The 17,237-nt window shown below is 71.6% G+C and carries 14 protein-coding genes; 8 read left to right on the top strand and 6 right to left on the bottom strand.

Annotated elements, in window-relative coordinates; translation table 11 throughout:
* Positions 1 to 73: 73 nt before the first annotated feature.
* Both BKA00_RS23650 and glpD read left to right on the top strand, forming a co-directional pair.
* Entirely contained in the window at positions 74 to 1,189 is a 1,116-nt protein-coding gene (locus BKA00_RS23650; protein WP_185034687.1) for a GuaB3 family IMP dehydrogenase-related protein, read from the top strand.
* A 97-nt stretch (positions 1,190 to 1,286) separates the two neighbouring features.
* On the top strand, positions 1,287 to 3,026 hold the full coding sequence (glpD, locus tag BKA00_RS23645) for a glycerol-3-phosphate dehydrogenase (RefSeq protein ID WP_185028382.1): 1,740 nt from the start codon (positions 1,287 to 1,289) through the stop codon (positions 3,024 to 3,026).
* 16 nt (positions 3,027 to 3,042) lie between these two features.
* Here the strand turns inward: glpD and BKA00_RS23640 are convergent, their stop codons facing one another.
* Positions 3,043 to 3,702 (bottom strand): TetR/AcrR family transcriptional regulator, encoded by a 660-nt coding sequence (locus BKA00_RS23640; RefSeq protein ID WP_185028380.1) that lies wholly within the window; start codon positions 3,700 to 3,702, stop codon positions 3,043 to 3,045.
* A gap of 266 nt (positions 3,703 to 3,968) precedes the next feature.
* Between BKA00_RS23640 and BKA00_RS23635 the strand changes: the two genes are divergently transcribed.
* Entirely contained in the window at positions 3,969 to 5,570 is a 1,602-nt protein-coding gene (locus BKA00_RS23635; protein ID WP_185028379.1) for a succinic semialdehyde dehydrogenase, read from the top strand.
* Positions 5,571 to 5,579: 9 nt separating this feature from the next.
* On the top strand, positions 5,580 to 7,331 hold the full coding sequence (locus BKA00_RS23630) for a GMC oxidoreductase (RefSeq protein ID WP_185028377.1): 1,752 nt from the start codon (positions 5,580 to 5,582) through the stop codon (positions 7,329 to 7,331).
* Positions 7,332 to 7,386: 55 nt separating this feature from the next.
* On the opposite strand, the gene BKA00_RS23625 is transcribed toward BKA00_RS23630, so the two are convergent.
* Positions 7,387 to 8,289, bottom strand: a complete 903-nt coding sequence (locus tag BKA00_RS23625; RefSeq protein WP_185028375.1) for a zinc metalloprotease — start codon at positions 8,287 to 8,289, stop codon at positions 7,387 to 7,389.
* Between the two features lie 168 nt (positions 8,290 to 8,457).
* Here BKA00_RS23625 and BKA00_RS23620 point away from each other — a divergent pair, with 168 nt between their 5' ends.
* On the top strand, positions 8,458 to 9,204 hold the full coding sequence (locus BKA00_RS23620) for a DNA alkylation repair protein (RefSeq protein ID WP_185028373.1): 747 nt from the start codon (positions 8,458 to 8,460) through the stop codon (positions 9,202 to 9,204).
* A 32-nt stretch (positions 9,205 to 9,236) separates the two neighbouring features.
* Here the strand turns inward: BKA00_RS23620 and BKA00_RS23615 are convergent, their stop codons facing one another.
* Positions 9,237 to 10,226 (bottom strand): zinc metalloprotease, encoded by a 990-nt coding sequence (locus BKA00_RS23615; protein WP_230298917.1) that lies wholly within the window; start codon positions 10,224 to 10,226, stop codon positions 9,237 to 9,239.
* Between the two features lie 245 nt (positions 10,227 to 10,471).
* Here BKA00_RS23615 and guaA point away from each other — a divergent pair, with 245 nt between their 5' ends.
* Complete coding sequence (gene guaA, locus BKA00_RS23610; RefSeq protein ID WP_185028369.1) at positions 10,472 to 12,058, top strand: glutamine-hydrolyzing GMP synthase; 1,587 nt, start codon at positions 10,472 to 10,474, stop codon at positions 12,056 to 12,058.
* 108 nt (positions 12,059 to 12,166) lie between these two features.
* Here guaA and ahpD read toward each other — a convergent pair whose 3' ends face one another.
* The 3 genes from ahpD to BKA00_RS23595 all read right to left on the bottom strand — a co-directional run bounded on the left by ahpD (position 12,167) and on the right by BKA00_RS23595 (position 14,451).
* Positions 12,167 to 12,709: an alkylhydroperoxidase, AhpD family gene (gene ahpD, locus BKA00_RS23605; RefSeq protein WP_185028367.1), complete on the bottom strand. Its 543-nt coding sequence runs from the start codon at positions 12,707 to 12,709 to the stop codon at positions 12,167 to 12,169.
* Positions 12,710 to 12,808: 99 nt separating this feature from the next.
* On the bottom strand, positions 12,809 to 13,363 hold the full coding sequence (locus tag BKA00_RS23600) for a peroxiredoxin (RefSeq protein ID WP_276530155.1): 555 nt from the start codon (positions 13,361 to 13,363) through the stop codon (positions 12,809 to 12,811).
* A 410-nt stretch (positions 13,364 to 13,773) separates the two neighbouring features.
* On the bottom strand, positions 13,774 to 14,451 hold the full coding sequence (locus tag BKA00_RS23595) for a TetR family transcriptional regulator (protein WP_185028363.1): 678 nt from the start codon (positions 14,449 to 14,451) through the stop codon (positions 13,774 to 13,776).
* 178 nt (positions 14,452 to 14,629) lie between these two features.
* On the opposite strand from BKA00_RS23595, the gene BKA00_RS23590 reads away from it, so the two are divergent.
* Together BKA00_RS23590 and BKA00_RS23585 are read left to right on the top strand one after the other, a co-directional pair.
* Positions 14,630 to 16,063, top strand: coding sequence for a carotenoid oxygenase family protein (locus BKA00_RS23590; RefSeq protein WP_185028361.1), 1,434 nt, complete (start codon positions 14,630 to 14,632; stop codon positions 16,061 to 16,063).
* 86 nt (positions 16,064 to 16,149) lie between these two features.
* Positions 16,150 to 17,127 (top strand): LysR substrate-binding domain-containing protein, encoded by a 978-nt coding sequence (locus BKA00_RS23585; protein WP_185028360.1) that lies wholly within the window; start codon positions 16,150 to 16,152, stop codon positions 17,125 to 17,127.
* The last annotated feature ends 110 nt before the right edge of the window (positions 17,128 to 17,237 follow it).

The raw sequence follows: 17,237 nt of genomic DNA, 5'->3' as shown, positions 1-17,237 counted from the left end.
CTCTTCCGGGGCTTGGTCCCGCGAACCGCGGGAAGACCGATTCAGGTGGAGGAAGGGCGCAGTGGCTGCTGAGGTGGAGATCGGCCGTGGCAAGAGCGGCCGCCGGGCGTACGCCTTCGACGACATCGGCATCGTGCCGTCCCGCCGGACGCGCGATCCCGAGGAGGTCAGCGTCGCCTGGCAGATCGACGCCTACCGGTTCGACATGCCGCTGGTCGTCGCGCCGATGGACAGCGTCGTCAGCCCCGCCACGGCGATCGCCGTCGGACGGCTCGGCGGCCTGGCCGTGCTCGACCTCGAAGGGCTCTGGACGCGCTACGACGACCCCGGGCAGCTGCTCGCCGAGATCGCCTCGCTGGACGACGTCCGCGCCACCCAGCGGCTCCAGGAGATCTACTCCGAGCCGATCAGGGAAGAGCTGATCGGCCGGCGGATCCAGGAGGTCCGCGAGGCGGGCGTCACCGTCGCGGCGCGGCTGTCGCCGCAGCGCACGGCCCAGTTCCACAAGGCCGTGATCGACGCCGGCGTCGACCTGTTCGTGATCCGCGGGACGACCGTGTCCGCCGAGCACGTGTCGGGGCGCGCCGAGCCGCTGAACCTCAAGCAGTTCATCTACGACCTCGACGTCCCCGTGATCGTCGGCGGCTGCTCCACCTACACCGCGGCGCTGCACCTGATGCGCACCGGCGCGGCCGGCGTGCTGGTCGGGTTCGGCGGCGGCTCCGGGCACACGACGCGGACGGTCCTCGGCGTCGCCGTCCCGATGGCCACCGCGGTCGCCGACGTGGCCGCCGCCCGCCGCGACTACATGGACGAGTCCGGCGGACGCTACGTGCACGTGATCGCCGACGGCGGCATGGTCAACAGCGGCGACATCGCCAAGGCCTTCGCCTGCGGCTCCGACGCCGTGATGGTCGGCTCCCCGTTCGCCCGCTCCACCGAGGCGCCCGGGCGCGGCTACCACTGGGGCAGCGAGGCCCACCACGGCGACGTCCCCCGCGGCACCCGCATCGAGATCGGGACGATCGGGACGATGGAGCAGATCCTGCACGGCCCGTCCCATGTCGCGGACGGCTCCATGAACCTCATCGGCGCGCTGCGCCGCTCGATGGCCACCGCGGGATACACCGAGCTGAAGGAGTTCCAGCGGGTCCAGGTCGTGGTAGCCCCCGGGCAGTCCACCGACTGAGAGCGACCCCACGCCCGTTCTTTCGCATCTCGGTGTGAACCGGTCCTTACTCTTGGGTAAGAACGGTTCGGAACCGACCGCTGTGGGGGGATGCGCGATGACGGGATCACCGGTGACCGGTCTTGGAAGCTCGCGGCTCGGCCCGGCCGAGCGCGCGGCGTCGCTCGACCGCATGGCCCGCGAGGAGTTCGACGTGGTCGTCGTGGGCGGCGGCATCGTCGGCGCGGGCGCGGCGCTCGACGCGGCCACCCGGGGCCTGTCGGTCGCGGTGGTCGAGGCGCGCGACTTCGCGTCGGGCACGTCGTCCCGGTCGTCCAAACTGATCCACGGCGGGCTGCGGTACCTGGAGCAGTACAACTTCGACCTCGTCCGGGAGGCGCTGACCGAGCGCGCGCTGCTGCTCCAGCAGATCGCGCCGCACCTGGTGCAGCCCGTCCCGTTCATGCTGCCGACCACGCACCGCGTGTGGGAGCGCGCGTACCTCGGTGCGGGCGTGGCCCTCTACGACGCGCTGGCCTTCCAGATGGGCAGCACCCGCGGCGTCCCGCACCACCGCCACCTGACGCGCCGCGGGGCGCTGCGCCTCGCGCCGTCCCTGCGCAAGGACGCCTTCACCGGCGCGATCCAGTACTGGGACGCGATGGTCGACGACGCCCGCTACGTCATGACGGCCCTGCGGACGGCCGCGGAGTACGGCGCGCAGATCGCGTCGCGCACCCAGTGCCTGGGGTTCCTGCGCGAGGGGGAGCGCGTCACCGGCCTGCGCATCCGCGACCTTGAGGGCAACACCACCAGCGAGGTCCGCGCCAAGCAGGTCGTCAACGCCACCGGCGTGTGGACCGACGACATCCAGGAGCTCGTCGGCGGCCGCGGCCAGATCCACGTGAAGGCGTCCAAGGGCATCCACCTGGTCGTTCCCAAGGACCGCATCCACTCCGCGACGGGGATCATCCTGCGCACCGAGAAGTCGGTGCTGTTCGTGATCCCCTGGGGCCGCCACTGGATCATCGGCACCACCGACACCGCCTGGGACCTCGACAGGGCGCACCCGGCCGCGTCCAAGGCCGACATCGACTACGTCCTGGACCACGTCAACTCCGTCCTCGCGACGCCGCTCACCCATGACGACGTGGAGGGCGTCTACGCGGGCCTGCGCCCCCTCCTCACCGGCGAGACCGAGGAGACGTCGAAGCTCTCCCGCGAGCACGTGGTCGCGCACCCCGTCCCCGGCCTTGTCCTCGTGGCGGGCGGCAAGTACACGACCTACCGCGTCATGGCCAAGGACGCCATCGACGCCGTCGCGCACGGCCTCGACGGCAAGGTCGCCGAGTCCTGCACCGACCGCATCCCGCTCGTCGGCGGCGACGGCTTCCAGGCCATGTGGAACGCCCGGCACCGCCTCGCCGCGCGCTCCGGCCTGCACGTCGCCCGGATCGAGCACCTGCTGCGCCGCTACGGGACGCTCCTGGACGACCTGCTCGAACTGATCTCCGACAAGCCCGACCTGGCCAAGCCGCTGGACGGCGCCGACGACTACCTGCGCGCCGAGGTCGTCTACGCCGCCACGCACGAGGGCGCCCGCCACCTCAACGACGTCCTCGCCCGCCGCACCCGCATCTCCATCGAGACGTGGGACCGCGGCGTCGGCGTCGCCCAGGAGGCCGCCGACCTCCTCGCGCCCGTCCTCGGCTGGTCCAAGAAGCAGCGCGACCGCGAGATCGAGTACTACCGCAAGCGCGTCGAGGCCGAACGGGCCTCCCAGACCCAGGACGGCGACCAGGAGGCCGACGCCCGCCGCAGGGGCGCCCCCGACATCGTCCCCGTGGCCACCCCCTGACCCGGCCGCGGGCGGTTCAGGGCCGGGGCCGTCCCTGGACGAGGGTCTTGCCGGTGCGGTAGAGGTCGGCCGGGACCCGGACGGGGTCGAGGAGGTGCTGGAAGGCCAGGCCGAAGTCGAGGGCCATGGTCAGGGTGGCGCGGTCGCCCGGGGCGAGCTCGCCGGGGGCCGGTCCGTCGGCGGGGCCCTCGGAGGCGGGCCCGTCCGCGGGCGCCAGTTCCCGGGCCAGCCGCTCCCGGCGTTCGGCGTACCAGTCGGCGATGCGCCATCCGGCGGCGTAGTCGCGCATGCCGTAGAGCCAGAACTCGACCAGGAGCAGGGCGAGGCGGCGGGGGGCCTCGTCGGAGTCGCGGCGGGACGGGCGGCCGGTGCGGTCGGCGTCCTCGGCGGCGGCGCGCAGCTCGTCGCAGACGTCGGGCCGGGTGCGGTCGCTGGTGATGTGCTCCATCAGGGCGAGCAGCAGGTCGGTCTTGCCCGCGAAGTTCGAGTAGACGGCGCCCTTGGTGAGGCCGGCGGCCGCGGCGATGTCGTCGAGCGAGGCGCCGTGGATGCCGCGCTCGGCCCAGAGGCGCTCGGCGGCGGCGAGCAGGGCGGCGCGTGTCTGCTCGCGGCGGTCCCGGCGAGCGCCGGGGCGCCCGGCGCCGCTCTCGGGCCTTCGGCCGCGGGCGTCCGTCATTCGCTGTCCCCTCCCCTGGGCAGCGCCGCCCCCCCGACGGCGCTGGAATTCTCCTCCTGCTTCGGGATACACCGGGCGGGGCCGGTCAGTCTTCCACTTGCACAACTCCACCCTGCTTGGAACGGTCCGTTCGGCAGAGTTTCGTCAGTCGCGGACGAGGCGGCGGGAAATCCGGGCGGAGATAGCGGATCTAGTGGGACATATCACTGCAAGTAGCGCATTACTTGCGGGTAGCCAAACTGGGCGGGTGGTCATACCCTGCGTGCATGGCATCCCCGACGGTTCCCGCCGAAGGCGCGGCGGACTCTGCCAAGGGCGCGGCAGAGCACACGCTTCCCCAGACTCTGATCGACCGGCTGGTCGCGCACGTCGCCTCGGACGGTGCCGGGACCGCGACGATCCCGAGCCCCTTCACCGGTGAGCCCCTCGCGACCGTGCCGCTGTCCGGCCCCGAGGACGTCCGGGCCGCCTACGACCGGGCGCGCGAGGCGCAGCGGGCCTGGGCGGCGCTGCCCGCGGGCGAGCGGGTCAAGCCCTTCCTGCGGCTCGCGGACGCGCTGGTCGACCGGCGCGCGGAGATCCTCGACATCATCCAGCTGGAGACCGGCAAGGCGCGCCGGCACGCGATGGAGGAGTTCCTCGACGTCGCGCTGTGCTCGCTCTACTACGCCCGGAGGGCGCCGCGGCTGCTGAGGCCCCGGCGCCGCAAGGGGATGATGCCGGGGGTGACCCGCGTCCAGGAACTGCGGCACCCGAAGGGCGTCGTGGCGCTGATCGCGCCGTGGAACTACCCGTTCGCGCTCGGGGCCAGCGACATCGCGCCGGCGCTGATGGCGGGCAACGCGGTGATCCACAAGCCGGACACCCAGACGTGCCTGTCCAGCCTGTGGGTGCTGGACCTGCTGGTCTCGCTCGGGCTGCCCCGCGACCTCTGGCAGATCGTCGTCGGGGAGCCCACCGAGATCGGCGACCCGCTGGTGGAGGACGCCGACTACGTCTCGTTCACCGGCTCGACGCGCGGGGGCAAGGCGATCGCGGAGAAGGTGGCGCCGCGCCTCGTCGCCTACTCGCTGGAGCTCGGCGGCAAGAACCCGATGATCGTCATGCCGGACGCCGACGTCGAGCGCGCCGCGCGCGGCGCCGTCCGCGCGTGCTTCACCAACGCCGGGCAGCTGTGCATCTCGATCGAGCGGATGTACGTGCACGAGGACGTCTACGACCGGTTCGTGCCGCGGTTCGTCGAACTGGTCAAGGGCATGCGGCTCGGCACCGGCCTGGACTTCGACGCCGAGATGGGCTCGCTGACCCACAGGCGCCAGCTGGACGCGGTGACGGCGCACGTCGACCAGGCCGTCAAGGAGGGCGCGACCGTCCTGGCCGGCGGGAAGGCCCGCCCGGACGTCGGCCCGCTGTTCTACGAGCCGACGGTCCTCGCGGACGTCAACGGCGACATGGACCTGTGCGCGAACGAGACGTTCGGCCCCGTCGTCGCGGTCTACAAGTACCGGGACGAGGACGAGGTCGTCGCCCGCGCCAACGACACGCCGTACGGGCTGAACGCGTCGGTGTGGACGAAGAACCCGGCGCGGGGCCGGCGCCTCGCCGCCCGCATCCAGGCCGGGACGGTCAACATCAACGACGGCTACGGCGCCGCCTACGCCTCCTACGACTCCCCGATGGGCGGGATGAAGCAGTCCGGTGTGGGGCGCCGCCACGGGGCCGAGGGGCTGCTGAAGTTCACCGAGGTCCAGACCGTCGCGAGCCAGCACTTCATGGACCTGGAGCCGCCCGGCGCGATCGGCTACGACACGTTCGCCGACTACATGGCCACCGGCATCAAGCTCATGAAGAAGCTGCGGATCAAGTAGGGATCGCCTGTGAAGCATGACTTCGACGTGCTCGTCGTCGGGTCGGGGTTCGGCGGCAGCGTCTCCGCGCTGCGGCTGACCGAGAAGGGCTACAGGGTCGGCGTCATCGAGGCCGGCCGCCGCTTCGACACGAACCCGGACGGCGCGCCGGGGTCCCGCTACCCGGAGCTGCCGAGGACGAACTGGCGCGTCGCCCGCTACCTGTGGGCGCCCGCGCTCGGCCTGACCGGCATGCAGCGGATGCACCTCGTCCGCGGCGCGAAGTCGAGCCGCGTGATGGTGCTGGCGGGCGCGGGCGTCGGCGGCGGATCGCTCAACTACGCCAACACGCTGTACGTCCCGCCGGAGCCGTTCTTCAAGGACCGGCAGTGGGCGCACATCACCGACTGGCGGGACGAGCTGGCGCCCTACTACGAGCAGGCGAAGCGCATGCTCGGCGTCGTCCAGAACCCCACGACGACGGCGGCCGACGAGGTCATGAAGCGGGTCGCCGACCGGATGGGCAAGGGCGAGACGTTCGTGAGGACGCCGGTCGGCGTCTACTTCGGGAGCGGCGCCGGGATCGAGAGCGCCGACCCCTACTTCGGCGGGGCGGGCCCGCGCCGGCGCGGCTGCCTGGAATGCGGCGAGTGCATGGTGGGCTGCCGCCACGGCTCGAAGAACATGCTGACGGAGAACTACCTCTACCTGGCCGAGAGGGCGGGCGCCCGGGTGATGCCGCTCAGCCGCGTCACCTCGGTGCGGCCGCGCGCCGGCGGCGGGTACGAGGTCGAGATCGTCCGGACCGGCTCGTTCGGCCGCAACCGCAAGACGCTCACCGCCGAGCAGGTGGTCTTCGCCGCCGGCACCTACGGGACGCAGAAGCTCCTCCACAAGCTCAGGTCGACCGGGCTGCTGCCGCGCCTGTCCGACCGGCTCGGCGCCCTGACCCGCACCAACTCCGAGGCGATCCTCGGCGCCGGGCGCCGGGGCGGCACGCCGGGCCCGGACTTCTCCGAGGGCGTGGCGATCACGTCGTCGTTCCACCCGACGCCGGACACCCACGTCGAGCCCGTCCGGTACGGGCGGGGCTCGAACCTGCTCGCCGCGCTGCAGACCCTGCTGGTGGACGGCGACCGGCCGGGCGAGAGGCACACGCCCCGGATCCGCAGGTTCGCCCGCGAGGTGGCGCGCCGTCCGGGCGACCTCCTCCAGCTCTTCGACGTCCGCCGCTGGTCGGAGCGCACGGTCATCGCCCTGGTCATGCAGACCCGCGACAACTCGATCACGCTGAGGCCGAAGCGGGGCCCGTTCGGCTGGGACGTCCGCGCGACCGCCGGGCACGGCGAGCCGAACCCGACGTGGATCCCCGAGGGGCACGAGGCGACCCGCCGGATCGCCGAGGAGATCGGCGGCATCCCGGGCGGCGCCTGGGGCGACCTGTTCGACATCCCGATGACCGCGCACTTCCTCGGCGGCTGCGCCATCGGCGACTCCGCCGAGACCGGGGTGATCGACCCCTACCACCGCGTCTACGGGCACCCCGGCCTGCACGTCGTGGACGGCTCCGCCGTCTCGGCCAACCTGGGCGTCAACCCGTCCCTCACCATCACGGCGCAGGCCGAGCGCGCCATGTCGTTCTGGCCGAACCGCGCGGAGGAGGACCCGCGTCCCGCCCTCGGCGACTCCTACCGCCGCCTGGCCCCCGTCGCCCCGAAGAACCCGGCCGTCCCGGCCGGCGCCCCCGCGGCCCTGAGGCTCCCGATCGTCGGCATCACCTGAGGGCGGACGGTTCCGGCGCCGGAGCGGCGACCCGCTCCGGCGCCGGACGCCGCGATCAGGCGCGGTAGGCGGCCCACTGGTTCTTCATGCGGGTGGACTGGCCCGGCGTGAACTCGTACATGCACGAGTCGTAGCTGTAGTCCATGAAGTTGTGGATGGGGTCCGCGCCGGCCGTGGAGCAGGTGTCGCGGCCGGTCGGGCAGCCCGAGGCCGGGCTCTGCTCGGCGGGCGTGTCGGAGACGCTGTCGCCGGTGCTGCTGCACCCGCCCTGGAACGTGTGGTAGAGCCCCATCCAGTGGCCCACCTCGTGGGTTCCGGTGTCGCCCTCGTTGTAGTTGCTCAGCGAGCCGCCCGGAAGGCTCTGGTAGTGGATGACGACGCCGTCCAGCTTGGGCTTGGAGCGGTAGCTGCTCGGGAACGTGGCCCAGCCGAGAAGACTGCTGCCGAGGTCGGCCGTGTAGAAGTTGAGGTCCTGCGCGGTGCCGGTGTGCAGGGCCGACTTCATCTGCGACTCGTAGCCCTCGGGGTCGGAGAACCAGGCCGAGTTCTGCGTCCGCCTGATCTCGGCCAGAGTGAACGTGACGCCGCTACTGGCGTAGGCGCTGTTGAGGACGCTGAGCTGCTTGGTCAGGACCGAGTCGGACACGTTGCCCGCGCTGCCGTAGACGACCTGGAAGTGCACGCGGACGGTGATGGCCGCCGCCGTGCTCGCCTTCCTCAGCTTGCCGAGGCGGTTCTGGAAGTCCTTCTCCATCGCGGCGACCTGGGCCGTTCCGGGCTGGTTCCGCTCGGTGGCGTGGGCTCCGGCGCGGACGCGGGCCTGGGCGGGCTGGTTCGCGCAGACGGTGGACGAGGCGGACGGGGCCGGCGGGGCGGCCAGGGTGGCGGGGGCGGCGGGGGCGTACGCCGTGAAGGCGGCGGTCATGCCGAGGACGGCGGCGATTCCGGCGCGTTTCATGGAACTCCTTGGGGGTGCGGCGCGTGCGGGGGAGCGCGCGCGTGGGAGCGGAGTCATCGCTGGAACCAGGGTGGATGCGAACAAAGAGTGCGTCTTTAGCAAACCTGGACGAACAGGAATAGGTAATGCTGAATACGGCGCCGTAGCGCGGCGGCGTAGCGTGTCCCCATGGACGTGGAGGGCGAGGCGGCGCGGATCCTGGCCGAGCTGGCAGCACAGGCGGACCCGGTGCGCGCCGAAGGGGAGAAGCGCTACCTGAAGAGCGACTTCGTCCATATCGGCGTCCCGGTGCCCGCGCTGCGCAAGGTCGCGCTGTCAGCGGTCAAGAGCAAGCCGACACGGGGGGAACTGGTCGCCCTGGCCGCGGCCCTCTGGGACGTCACCGAGGAAGGCCGCCCGGTCCACGAGGCCCGCATGGCCGCCATAGAGGTCCTCATGAAGCGGGTGGCGCTGCTGGAGCCGCGTGACGTGGCTCTGGCCGAACGCCTCGTCCGGGACTCGACGAGCTGGGTGTACATCGACCAGCTGGCGGAGAAGGTCGTCGGCGCACTGGTCTTCCGCCACCCGGAGCTGGCGGCGGTCCTGGACGCGTGGGTCGCCGATCCCGACATGTGGGTGAGGCGCACGGCCATGCTGGCGCTCCTGCCGGGCGTCAGGGCGGGCAGCCCCGATCTCGACCGCGTCGACCGCTACGGGGACGCGCTCATAGGCGAGCGCGAGTTCTTCATCCGCAAGGCCCTCGGCTGGGTGCTCCGGGAACTGGCGAAGAAAGACCCGGAGTGGGTGGCCGCCTGGGTCGAGCCACGCGTAGACGCGGTCTCAGGCGTCACGCTACGCGAGGCCCTCCGCTACCTCCCCCCGGAAGTCGCCGCCCGCCTCAAGCCCGCCACCCGCCTCAAGCCCGCCTCCCGGTAGAACCGTGGCCGGGCCGGAGGCGGGAAGACGCGCTAGGCGCGATAAGCCGTCCACACGTTGTGGATGCGGGTGCCCTGGCCTGGGGTGAAGGACGTCATGCAGGTGTCGTAGCTGTAGTCCATGTAGTTGTGCACCGGGTCTTCTCCAGGAGTGGGGCAGGTGTCCTTGGAGGAGGGGCAGCCGTTCGTGGGGTCGCGCTCGGCGGGAGTGTCGGCGACGCGGTCGCCCTCTCCGCTGCAGCCGTCCTGGAAGGTGTGGTAGAGCCCCAGCCAGTGCCCGACCTCGTGGGTCGCGCTGAACCCCTTGTTGAAGTTCTCGATGGAACCGCCGGGCATGCTGGCGTAGTGGATGGTGACGCCGTCCATCTGGGGTTCGGACTTGTACTTCCAGGGGAACGTCGACCAGCCGAGCAGGTCGCCGCCGATGTAGGTGCTGTAGAGGTTCAGCGACGACTTGTCGCCCTTGTGCAGCCTCGGCTTGTAGGTGCCCTCGTAGCGTTCAGGGTCGCCGAACCATGCCGCGTTGTCGGTGCGGCTCACGGCCTTGAGCGTGAAGGAGACGCGCGCGTTCGCGCCTCCGTTTCCACCGCCGTAGGACGTGTTCATGGTGCTGATCTGACGCTGGATCATCGCGCTGGACACGTTGCCCTTCGCGCCGGCGTGGATCACGTGGAAGTAGACCGGGATGCTGATCTGTGCGGCCCTGCGCAGGCTCGCGCTCTCCGAGGCTCCGTGCCTCCCCTTGCCGGGACCGTGCCCGCCCTGGCCGAGACCGTCAAGGATCCGGTTCAGGCGCGCCTCCACGGCGGCGGCCTCGGCGGGGCTCAGATCCATGCGGTCCCGGGGGTGGCCGTCCGTCCGGTGGCGTGCCTCGGCTGACGCCGGGGGCCGCGCGCAGTCGTCGCCGCGGCTCTCGTGCCCTGGCCGCGCGGACGGCCCGGTGCTCGCGGACGGTGCGGACTGCCCGAAAGGCGCGGCGGGGACGAGGGCGGCGAGCAGAGCGGCGGCGGCGAGCAGCTTCACGGCACTCCTAGGGACGGCGTTCCGGCGAGCACGGCGTTTTCGGAGAAACGACACTTCACCGAACACAGCGCGTCATCAACTGATATCAGACCGGAGTCAACCTGTGCGTGTGATCAAGGTAAATGGATGCCGACCGTTATAGGAGGGTCGCCCCCAGTGACGATCACGCCCGGGCCCGGGCGCGTCGGCGCAGGCAGCGGCCCGTAGACTGGGAGTCCCTTCCGGCCGGGCGAAAGGCATAGTTGGTGGTCGCAGACCAGTCCTTTGACACCGTCCTCGTCGTCGACTTCGGCGCGCAGTACGCGCAGCTGATCGCACGACGGGTCCGCGAGTGCCATGTGTTCAGCGAGATCGTCCCGTCCACCATGCCGGCGGCGGAGATGCTCGCCAAGCGGCCCAAGGCGATCATCCTCTCGGGCGGCCCGGCGTCGGTGTACGCCGAGGGCGCCCCGGTGGTGCCGGAGGGGCTGTTCGACATCGGCGTCCCCACGCTCGGCATCTGCTACGGCCACCAGGTGATGGCGCAGGCCCTCGGCGGGACGGTCGAGAACTCCGACGTCGCCGAGTACGGCGGCGCCACCGTCGCGGTCGCCTCCCCCGGCATGCTGTTCGCGGGCCTGCCGCACGAGCAGGCGGTGTGGATGTCCCACCGCGACTTCGTGAGCAGCGCCCCGGCCGGTTTCACCGTGACGGCCAGCACGGACGTCACCCCCGTCGCGGGCATGGAGGACCTGGACCGCGGCTTCTTCGGCGTCCAGTTCCACCCCGAGGTCCTGCACACCCAGCACGGCATGGAGATCCTGCGGCGCTTCCTCTACGAGGGCGCCGGGTGCCGGCCGAACTGGACGATGGTGAACATCGCGGACGAGTCGATCGAGGCCGTCCGGGAGCGGGTCGGGGAGAAGCGGGTGATCTGCGCGCTGTCGGGCGGCGTGGACTCCGCCGTCGCCGCGGCGCTCGTCCAGCGCGCCATCGGCGACCAGCTGACCTGCGTGTTCGTCGACCACGGCCTGCTGCGCAAGGGCGAGCCCGAGCAGGTCGAGAAGGACTTCGTCGCCGCCACCGGGGTGAACCTGCACGTCGTGGACGCCCAGGAGCGCTTCCTGTCCGCGCTCGACGGCGTCACCGACCCGGAGGAGAAGCGCAAGATCATCGGCCGCGAGTTCATCCGGGTGTTCGAGGAGGCGGCCCGGGAGATCGTCCACGGCGGCGCGGGCTCCGCCGGAGAGCCGGCCGAACCGGTCGAGTTCCTCGTCCAGGGGACCCTCTACCCTGACGTGGTCGAATCGGGCGGCGGCACCGGCGCGGCCAACATCAAGTCGCACCACAACGTCGGCGGCCTCCCTGAGGACCTCCAGTTCAAGCTGGTCGAACCGCTGCGGACGCTGTTCAAGGACGAGGTCCGCGCGCTCGGCGAGCAGCTCGGCCTGCCGGCCGAGATCGTCTGGCGTCAGCCGTTCCCCGGCCCCGGCCTCGGCATCCGCATCATCGGCGCCGTCACGCGCGACCGCCTGGACATCCTGCGCGACGCCGACGCCATCGCCCGCGAGGAGCTCACCCGCGCGGGCCTCGACCGCGACATCTGGCAGTTCCCGGTCGTCCTGCTCGCGGACGTGCGGTCGGTGGGCGTGCAGGGCGACAGCCGCACCTACGGCCACCCGATCGTGCTGCGTCCGGTGACCAGCGAGGACGCGATGACGGCCGACTGGGCGAAGCTGCCCTACGACGTCCTGCAGCGGATCTCCACCCGCATCACCAACGAGGTCCGCGAGGTCAACCGCGTCGCCGTCGACATCACCTCCAAGCCCCCGGGCACCATCGAGTGGGAGTAGGGGCGGCCAGGTAGGCACGGCCACGTAGGCACGGCAAAGGCCCGGACGGAATCCGTCCGGGCCTTTCGCCTGCCACCGGGCGGTCGAGCCCGCCTGCCGGGGCGGCCGTCAGACCGCGGCGGGGGCCAGCGCTGCCTCGGCGTCCAGCGTCGCGGCGGTCGCGTTCACCACGGCGGCGATCCGCAGCACCTCCTGGACGAGCTCGCGCGACAGGCCGGCCTCGCGGACGACCTTCTCGTGCGACTCCAGGCACCGCCCGCAGCCGTTGATCGCCGACACGGCGAGGCACCACAGCTCGAAGTCGACCTTCTCCACACCGGGCCTGCCGATGATCGACATCCGCAGCCGGGCCGGGAGGGTCGCGTACGTCTCGTCCCCGATGAGGTGGGTGGCGCGGTAGTACACGTTGTTCATCGCCATGATCGACGCGGCGCCCTTGGCCGCCTCGAACGCCTCGGCGGACAGGTTGTCGCCCGCGTCCTCGGCCAGTTCCCGGATGACGACGGCGCTCCGCGTGGCGAGGGCGCAGGCCAGGACCGTCCCCCACAGCTGCTGGTCGGTGAGCTGGGAGGTCGAGGTCAGCGAGCCCAGGTTGAGCTTGGTGTCCTTGGCGTAGCCCGGGAGGGCGCCCTTCAGCGCGTCAACGCTCATGATCATGCGTCCTTTCGTGCGGACGGCCGGCCGCGGGTCGCGCGGCCGGCCGCCGTCTGTCCGTGGTCGGACTTCGCCGGTTCGGGCCCGGCTCGGGGCTCAGGCTCCGGCGAGCAGCTTGGCCGCGTCGAGCGTGTCCTCGCCCTTGTTCCAGTTGCAGGGGCACAGCTCGTCGCTCTGCAGGGCGTCCAGCACCCGCAGGACCTCCTTGACGTTCCGGCCGACGGAACCGGCGGTCACCATGGCGAACTGGATCTCGTTGTTCGGGTCGACGATGAACGTCGCGCGCTGGGCGACGCCGTCCTCGGTGAGGATGCCGAGCGACTCCGACAGCTCGCGCTTGAGGTCGGACAGCATCGGGAACGGGATCTCCCGCAGGTCCGGGTGGTCCTTGCGCCACGCGTAGTGGACGAACTCGTTGTCGACGGACGCGCCGAGCACCTGCGCGTCGCGGTCGGCGAAGTCCTCGTTGAGGCGGCCGAACTCCGCGATCTCCGTCGGACAGACGAACGTGAAGTCCTTGGGCCAGAAGAACACGACGCGCCACTTGCCCTCGTAGGACTTGTGGTTGATCGTCTCGAACGCGTTCTCGGCGTCCAGCGAGACGCAGGCGGTGAGCTCGTATTCGGGGAACTTGTCACCGACAGTAAGCACGCATGCTCCTTCATCATGAAAAAGGGGTCGCCTCGCCATGAGAGGCGCGGGAGGGCCGCCGGCTTCCGCCGCGGCGGCCGTGTCACTCAGCGTGCCGCGACCCGTTTCCCAAGAGAAATCGATCGATCACAAGTGATCGATAGGAGTTTCTTATCAATAGCGCGCAAGGCTCTCTGACCTGCGAGAGAAGGGTCGAGTGGCGCCGGTGGCGAGCCGGACGGTAGATGTACGTCACACCGACTCGCCCCAACTGGTCTTCACGCTCGGTAGCGAGCCAGTGTAGGGCCACCTGGCCTCACAATACGCATCTAGTGACCAATACCTCAAAAGCGCACGCTCGTTTCCGGCGCGCTCACTTCCGGCCGAATTTCCGCGGCGGTCATTCTCCGCCGCTTTCCGGGGGCTTCTGCTCAGCCGGCCGATCCCGAGGCCGGCCGTTCCGGGGCGGCCGTTTCCCGAGGGCGGGCGGCGGCGTGGGTGGCGAGGGCCTCCGCGGCGTCGGCGAACAGGTCGGCCAGACCGGACAGGGACGTCTGGATCTCGCCGTCCAGCCAGCCGATGAGGTTCTCGTTCCATCCGGCCACCAGCATCGTGGCGATGAAGTGCAGGCGCGCGTCGGCGTCGGGCGGGATGTCGTAGAACGTGCGGGCGTACTGGACGACCAGGCGGGTGTAGTCGCGGCGGGCCGCGTGCTGGCGCGCCCGCAGGACGGGGCTGGCGGCCGCCTCGACCAGCATCACGCGGATCCTGCGGGGGTCGGTGCGGCCCGTGTCCAGCGCGGCCATGGCGGCGGAGCGGACGGTCGTGCGCAGGTCGGCGCCCGGCCCGGCGGCGGCCACTCCGCGGGCGGCGGCCTCGGCGATCTCCGCGACGATCCGGTCGTGGACCTCGGTGAGCAGGGCGTCCAGGTCGGTGAAGCTCTCGTAGAAGTAGCGCGGGTTGAGGCCGGCGCGCGCGCAGACCGCGCGCAGGGACGTCCCCCGGACGCCCTCCGCCGCGAGCAGGTCGAGGGCCGCGTCCAGGAGCGCGGTGCGGCGGTCGGCGCGGCGGCGGTCGGCGGTCACGCCGCCGTACGGGCGAGAGCTCACGCCGCAATCTTGACACAGCCGTTGCCAGAACCTACTTTTCTGGCAACACGCGTAGCCAAATGGGGAGGCCCCCGTGCCCCGCTCCAGCGATCCAGAGCCCCGAGTCGACGTCCCAGAGCGCGGTGCCGGTGAAACCGCGTCACCTCCGATCAGCGAGGCCCCGAACGGTGCGCCGGACATGGCGCGCGTCTTCGCGCCGCTCATGCGCGAGCACGACTACGTCGTCGACCAGATCGACGGGGAACTCCCGTCCGGCCTCACCGGGACGCTGTACCGGATCGGCCCGGGCAAGTGGGAGGTCGGGCGGACGCTGATGCACCACCTCTTCGACGGCGACGGGATGGTCTCGCAGTTCGCGTTCGACGGACGGTCCGTGCGGTTCCGCAACCGGTACGTCCGGACGCCGCAGTTCAAGCACGGCCTGGTCTCCGCCGGGCCCGTCCGCCCGGGCGTCGGGACGCCGCTTCCCGGCGGCTTCTGGGCGAACTTCGTGAAGGGGAAGGGCCCGGCGAACCCCGCCAACACCGGCATCGCCCTGCACGCCGGCCGGCTGCTGGCCCTGTGGGAGGGCGGCCCGCCGCACCGGCTCGACCCCGACACGCTGGAGACGCTCGGCACCTACGACTTCGACGGACGGCTGCGCGGCGCGCTCAAGGCGTTCTCAGCCCACCCGAAGTGGGATCCGGTGACGGGCGAGATGTTCAACTTCGGCCAGGATCTCAGTCCGCTGCCGTCCCTGAACTGCTGGAAGGTCGACCGGCGCGGCCGGCTGCGGCGTCTCGCCCGGGTCCCGATGCCGAACATGCCGTGGAACCACGACGTGGCGCTGACGACCGAGCACATGGTCTTCGTCCTCGACCCGTACATGTTCGACCTGCGCACGATGTTCGGCGGCGGCGCGTCGGTGTTCGACGCGATCCGGCACCGTCCCGAGAAGGGGACGCGGTTCGTGCTGGTGCCGCGCGACGGCGGGCCCGCGCGGATCGTGGAGCACGAGGCGCTCGTGCACGTCCACGTGGCGAACGCCTTCGAGGACGGCGCCGACACCGTCGTCGACCTGGTGCTCTTCGACGACTTCGAAGCGATCAGGCGCGACCTGTCCGACTTCCGCGCGCGTTTCACCGACCTGCCGCCCAGCAGGCTGATGCGCTACCGGATCACCCCGGCGGGACGCGTGATCGAGACGCCGCTGTCCGACCGGCCCGGCGAGTTCCCCCAGTACGACTGGCGCCGTTCCACGCGCAGGCACCGCTACACCTACATGACGGGACGGACGGGCCCGAGCGGCGCGTACGACACCGTCCTGAAAGTCGACAACGACACCGGCCACACGCAGTCGCACGAGGCCGGACCGCACACCTACGTGGGCGAACCCATCTTCGTGCCCCGCGCGCCGGATTCCGCCGAGGACGACGGGTGGCTCCTAACCGTGGTGTACCTCGCCGCAGAGCACCGCTCGCGGCTCACCATCCTGGACGCCAGAGACCTCTCTCCGGTCGCGGCCCTCCACCTCCCGCACCACATCCCGTTCGGCTTCCACGGAACCTTCACCGCCCGCGTCGCCGACCCCGGCGCCCCCATCCCGCACCCGGACCGCCTGCCCATCCGCTGACCCGGCCCGCTGTGGCAAATCCCACGCCGCCTCGACCTGGGACAAGTCACGGTGCGTGACCGTCGTTGGGTAATGTCGGCGGCAGGATGGGGATCAGCAGACCGACGGTGGCCCAGTTGCGGGCGTTCCTGGCATTGGCCGAGTACCTGCATTTCCGTGACGCCGCCGCCGCTCTGCGCATGAGCCAGCCCGCCCTGTCCGGGGCCGTGGCGGCGCTGGAGGAAGGTCTCGGGACGCAGCTCGTCGAGCGGACGACGCGCAAGGTGCTGCTGACTCCGGCGGGGGAGCGGGTCGCGCGCCGGGCCGAGACCGTCCTGGCGGAACTCGACCGGCTGGTCGAGGAGGTCCAGGCCGTTCGCGGGATGCTCGTGGGGCCGCTCAGGGTGGGCGTCATCCCGACCGTCGCGCCGTATCTGCTGCCGGTCGTCCTCCCGAGGCTCGCCAAGGAGTTCCCCGACCTGGAACTGTCCGTCCACGAGGAGCAGACCGGCCACATCGTCGCGGAGCTGCTCGCCGGACGCCTGGACGTGGTGCTGCTGGCGCTTCCCGTGCCGGCGTCGGGCGTGACGGAGCTGCCGCTGTACGACGAGGACTTCGTGCTCGTCGCGCCGGCCGGGTTCGACCTGGGGGCCACCGAGGTCGCGCGGGAGGCGCTCAACGACCTCGACGTCCTCCTGCTGAACGAGGGCCACTGCCTGCGCGACCAGGCGCTGGACGTCTGCCGGGAGGTGGGGGCGCGCGCCGCCGCCGCCACGTACGCCACGAGCCTGGCGACGCTGGTCCAGCTCGTGTCGGGCGGCCTCGGGGTGACGCTCGTCCCCGAGACGGCGCTGCCCGTGGAGACCCGCCGGGCGCCGAACCTCGGCCTGCACCGGTTCGCCGCCCCGGCGCCGTTCCGCCGCATCGGCCTCGCCTTCCGGTCGACGTCGCCGCGCGCGGACGAGTTCGAGGCGCTCGCGGCGAGCATCCGCGCCGCCTGGGCGGAGTCGGGCATGGCGGAGTCGGGCGCCGCAGCGTCGGGCGTCGCCGGGCCGGGCGCGGCGCCCGGCATCCGCCCCGCCTGATCGTCCGGGTTAACGCCGGGGTCAAGCCGCGGCCAGGTGAGGTCAAGTCTGCGTCAGGGGACGGCCTCGCAATCGCGATGCGCGTTCGTGGGGAGGCGTGACGTCACCAT

The organism is Actinomadura coerulea, from assembly GCF_014208105.1.
GTDB lineage: Bacteria > Actinomycetota > Actinomycetes > Streptosporangiales > Streptosporangiaceae > Spirillospora > Spirillospora coerulea.
This window is presented reverse-complemented; position numbering and strand designations above follow the sequence as displayed.

Coding starts and splice junctions, on each gene's coding strand:
- BKA00_RS23635 (WP_185028379.1), top strand. CDS start 3,969: ATGGCATCCCCGACGGTTCCCGCCGAAGGCGCGGCGGACTCTGCCAAG.
- ahpD (WP_185028367.1), bottom strand. CDS start 12,709: ATGAGCGTTGACGCGCTGAAGGGCGCCCTCCCGGGCTACGCCAAGGAC.
- BKA00_RS23625 (WP_185028375.1), bottom strand. CDS start 8,289: ATGAAACGCGCCGGAATCGCCGCCGTCCTCGGCATGACCGCCGCCTTC.
- BKA00_RS23590 (WP_185028361.1), top strand. CDS start 14,630: ATGGCGCGCGTCTTCGCGCCGCTCATGCGCGAGCACGACTACGTCGTC.
- glpD (WP_185028382.1), top strand. CDS start 1,287: ATGACGGGATCACCGGTGACCGGTCTTGGAAGCTCGCGGCTCGGCCCG.
- BKA00_RS23640 (WP_185028380.1), bottom strand. CDS start 3,702: ATGACGGACGCCCGCGGCCGAAGGCCCGAGAGCGGCGCCGGGCGCCCC.
- BKA00_RS23585 (WP_185028360.1), top strand. CDS start 16,150: ATGGGGATCAGCAGACCGACGGTGGCCCAGTTGCGGGCGTTCCTGGCA.
- BKA00_RS23620 (WP_185028373.1), top strand. CDS start 8,458: ATGGACGTGGAGGGCGAGGCGGCGCGGATCCTGGCCGAGCTGGCAGCA.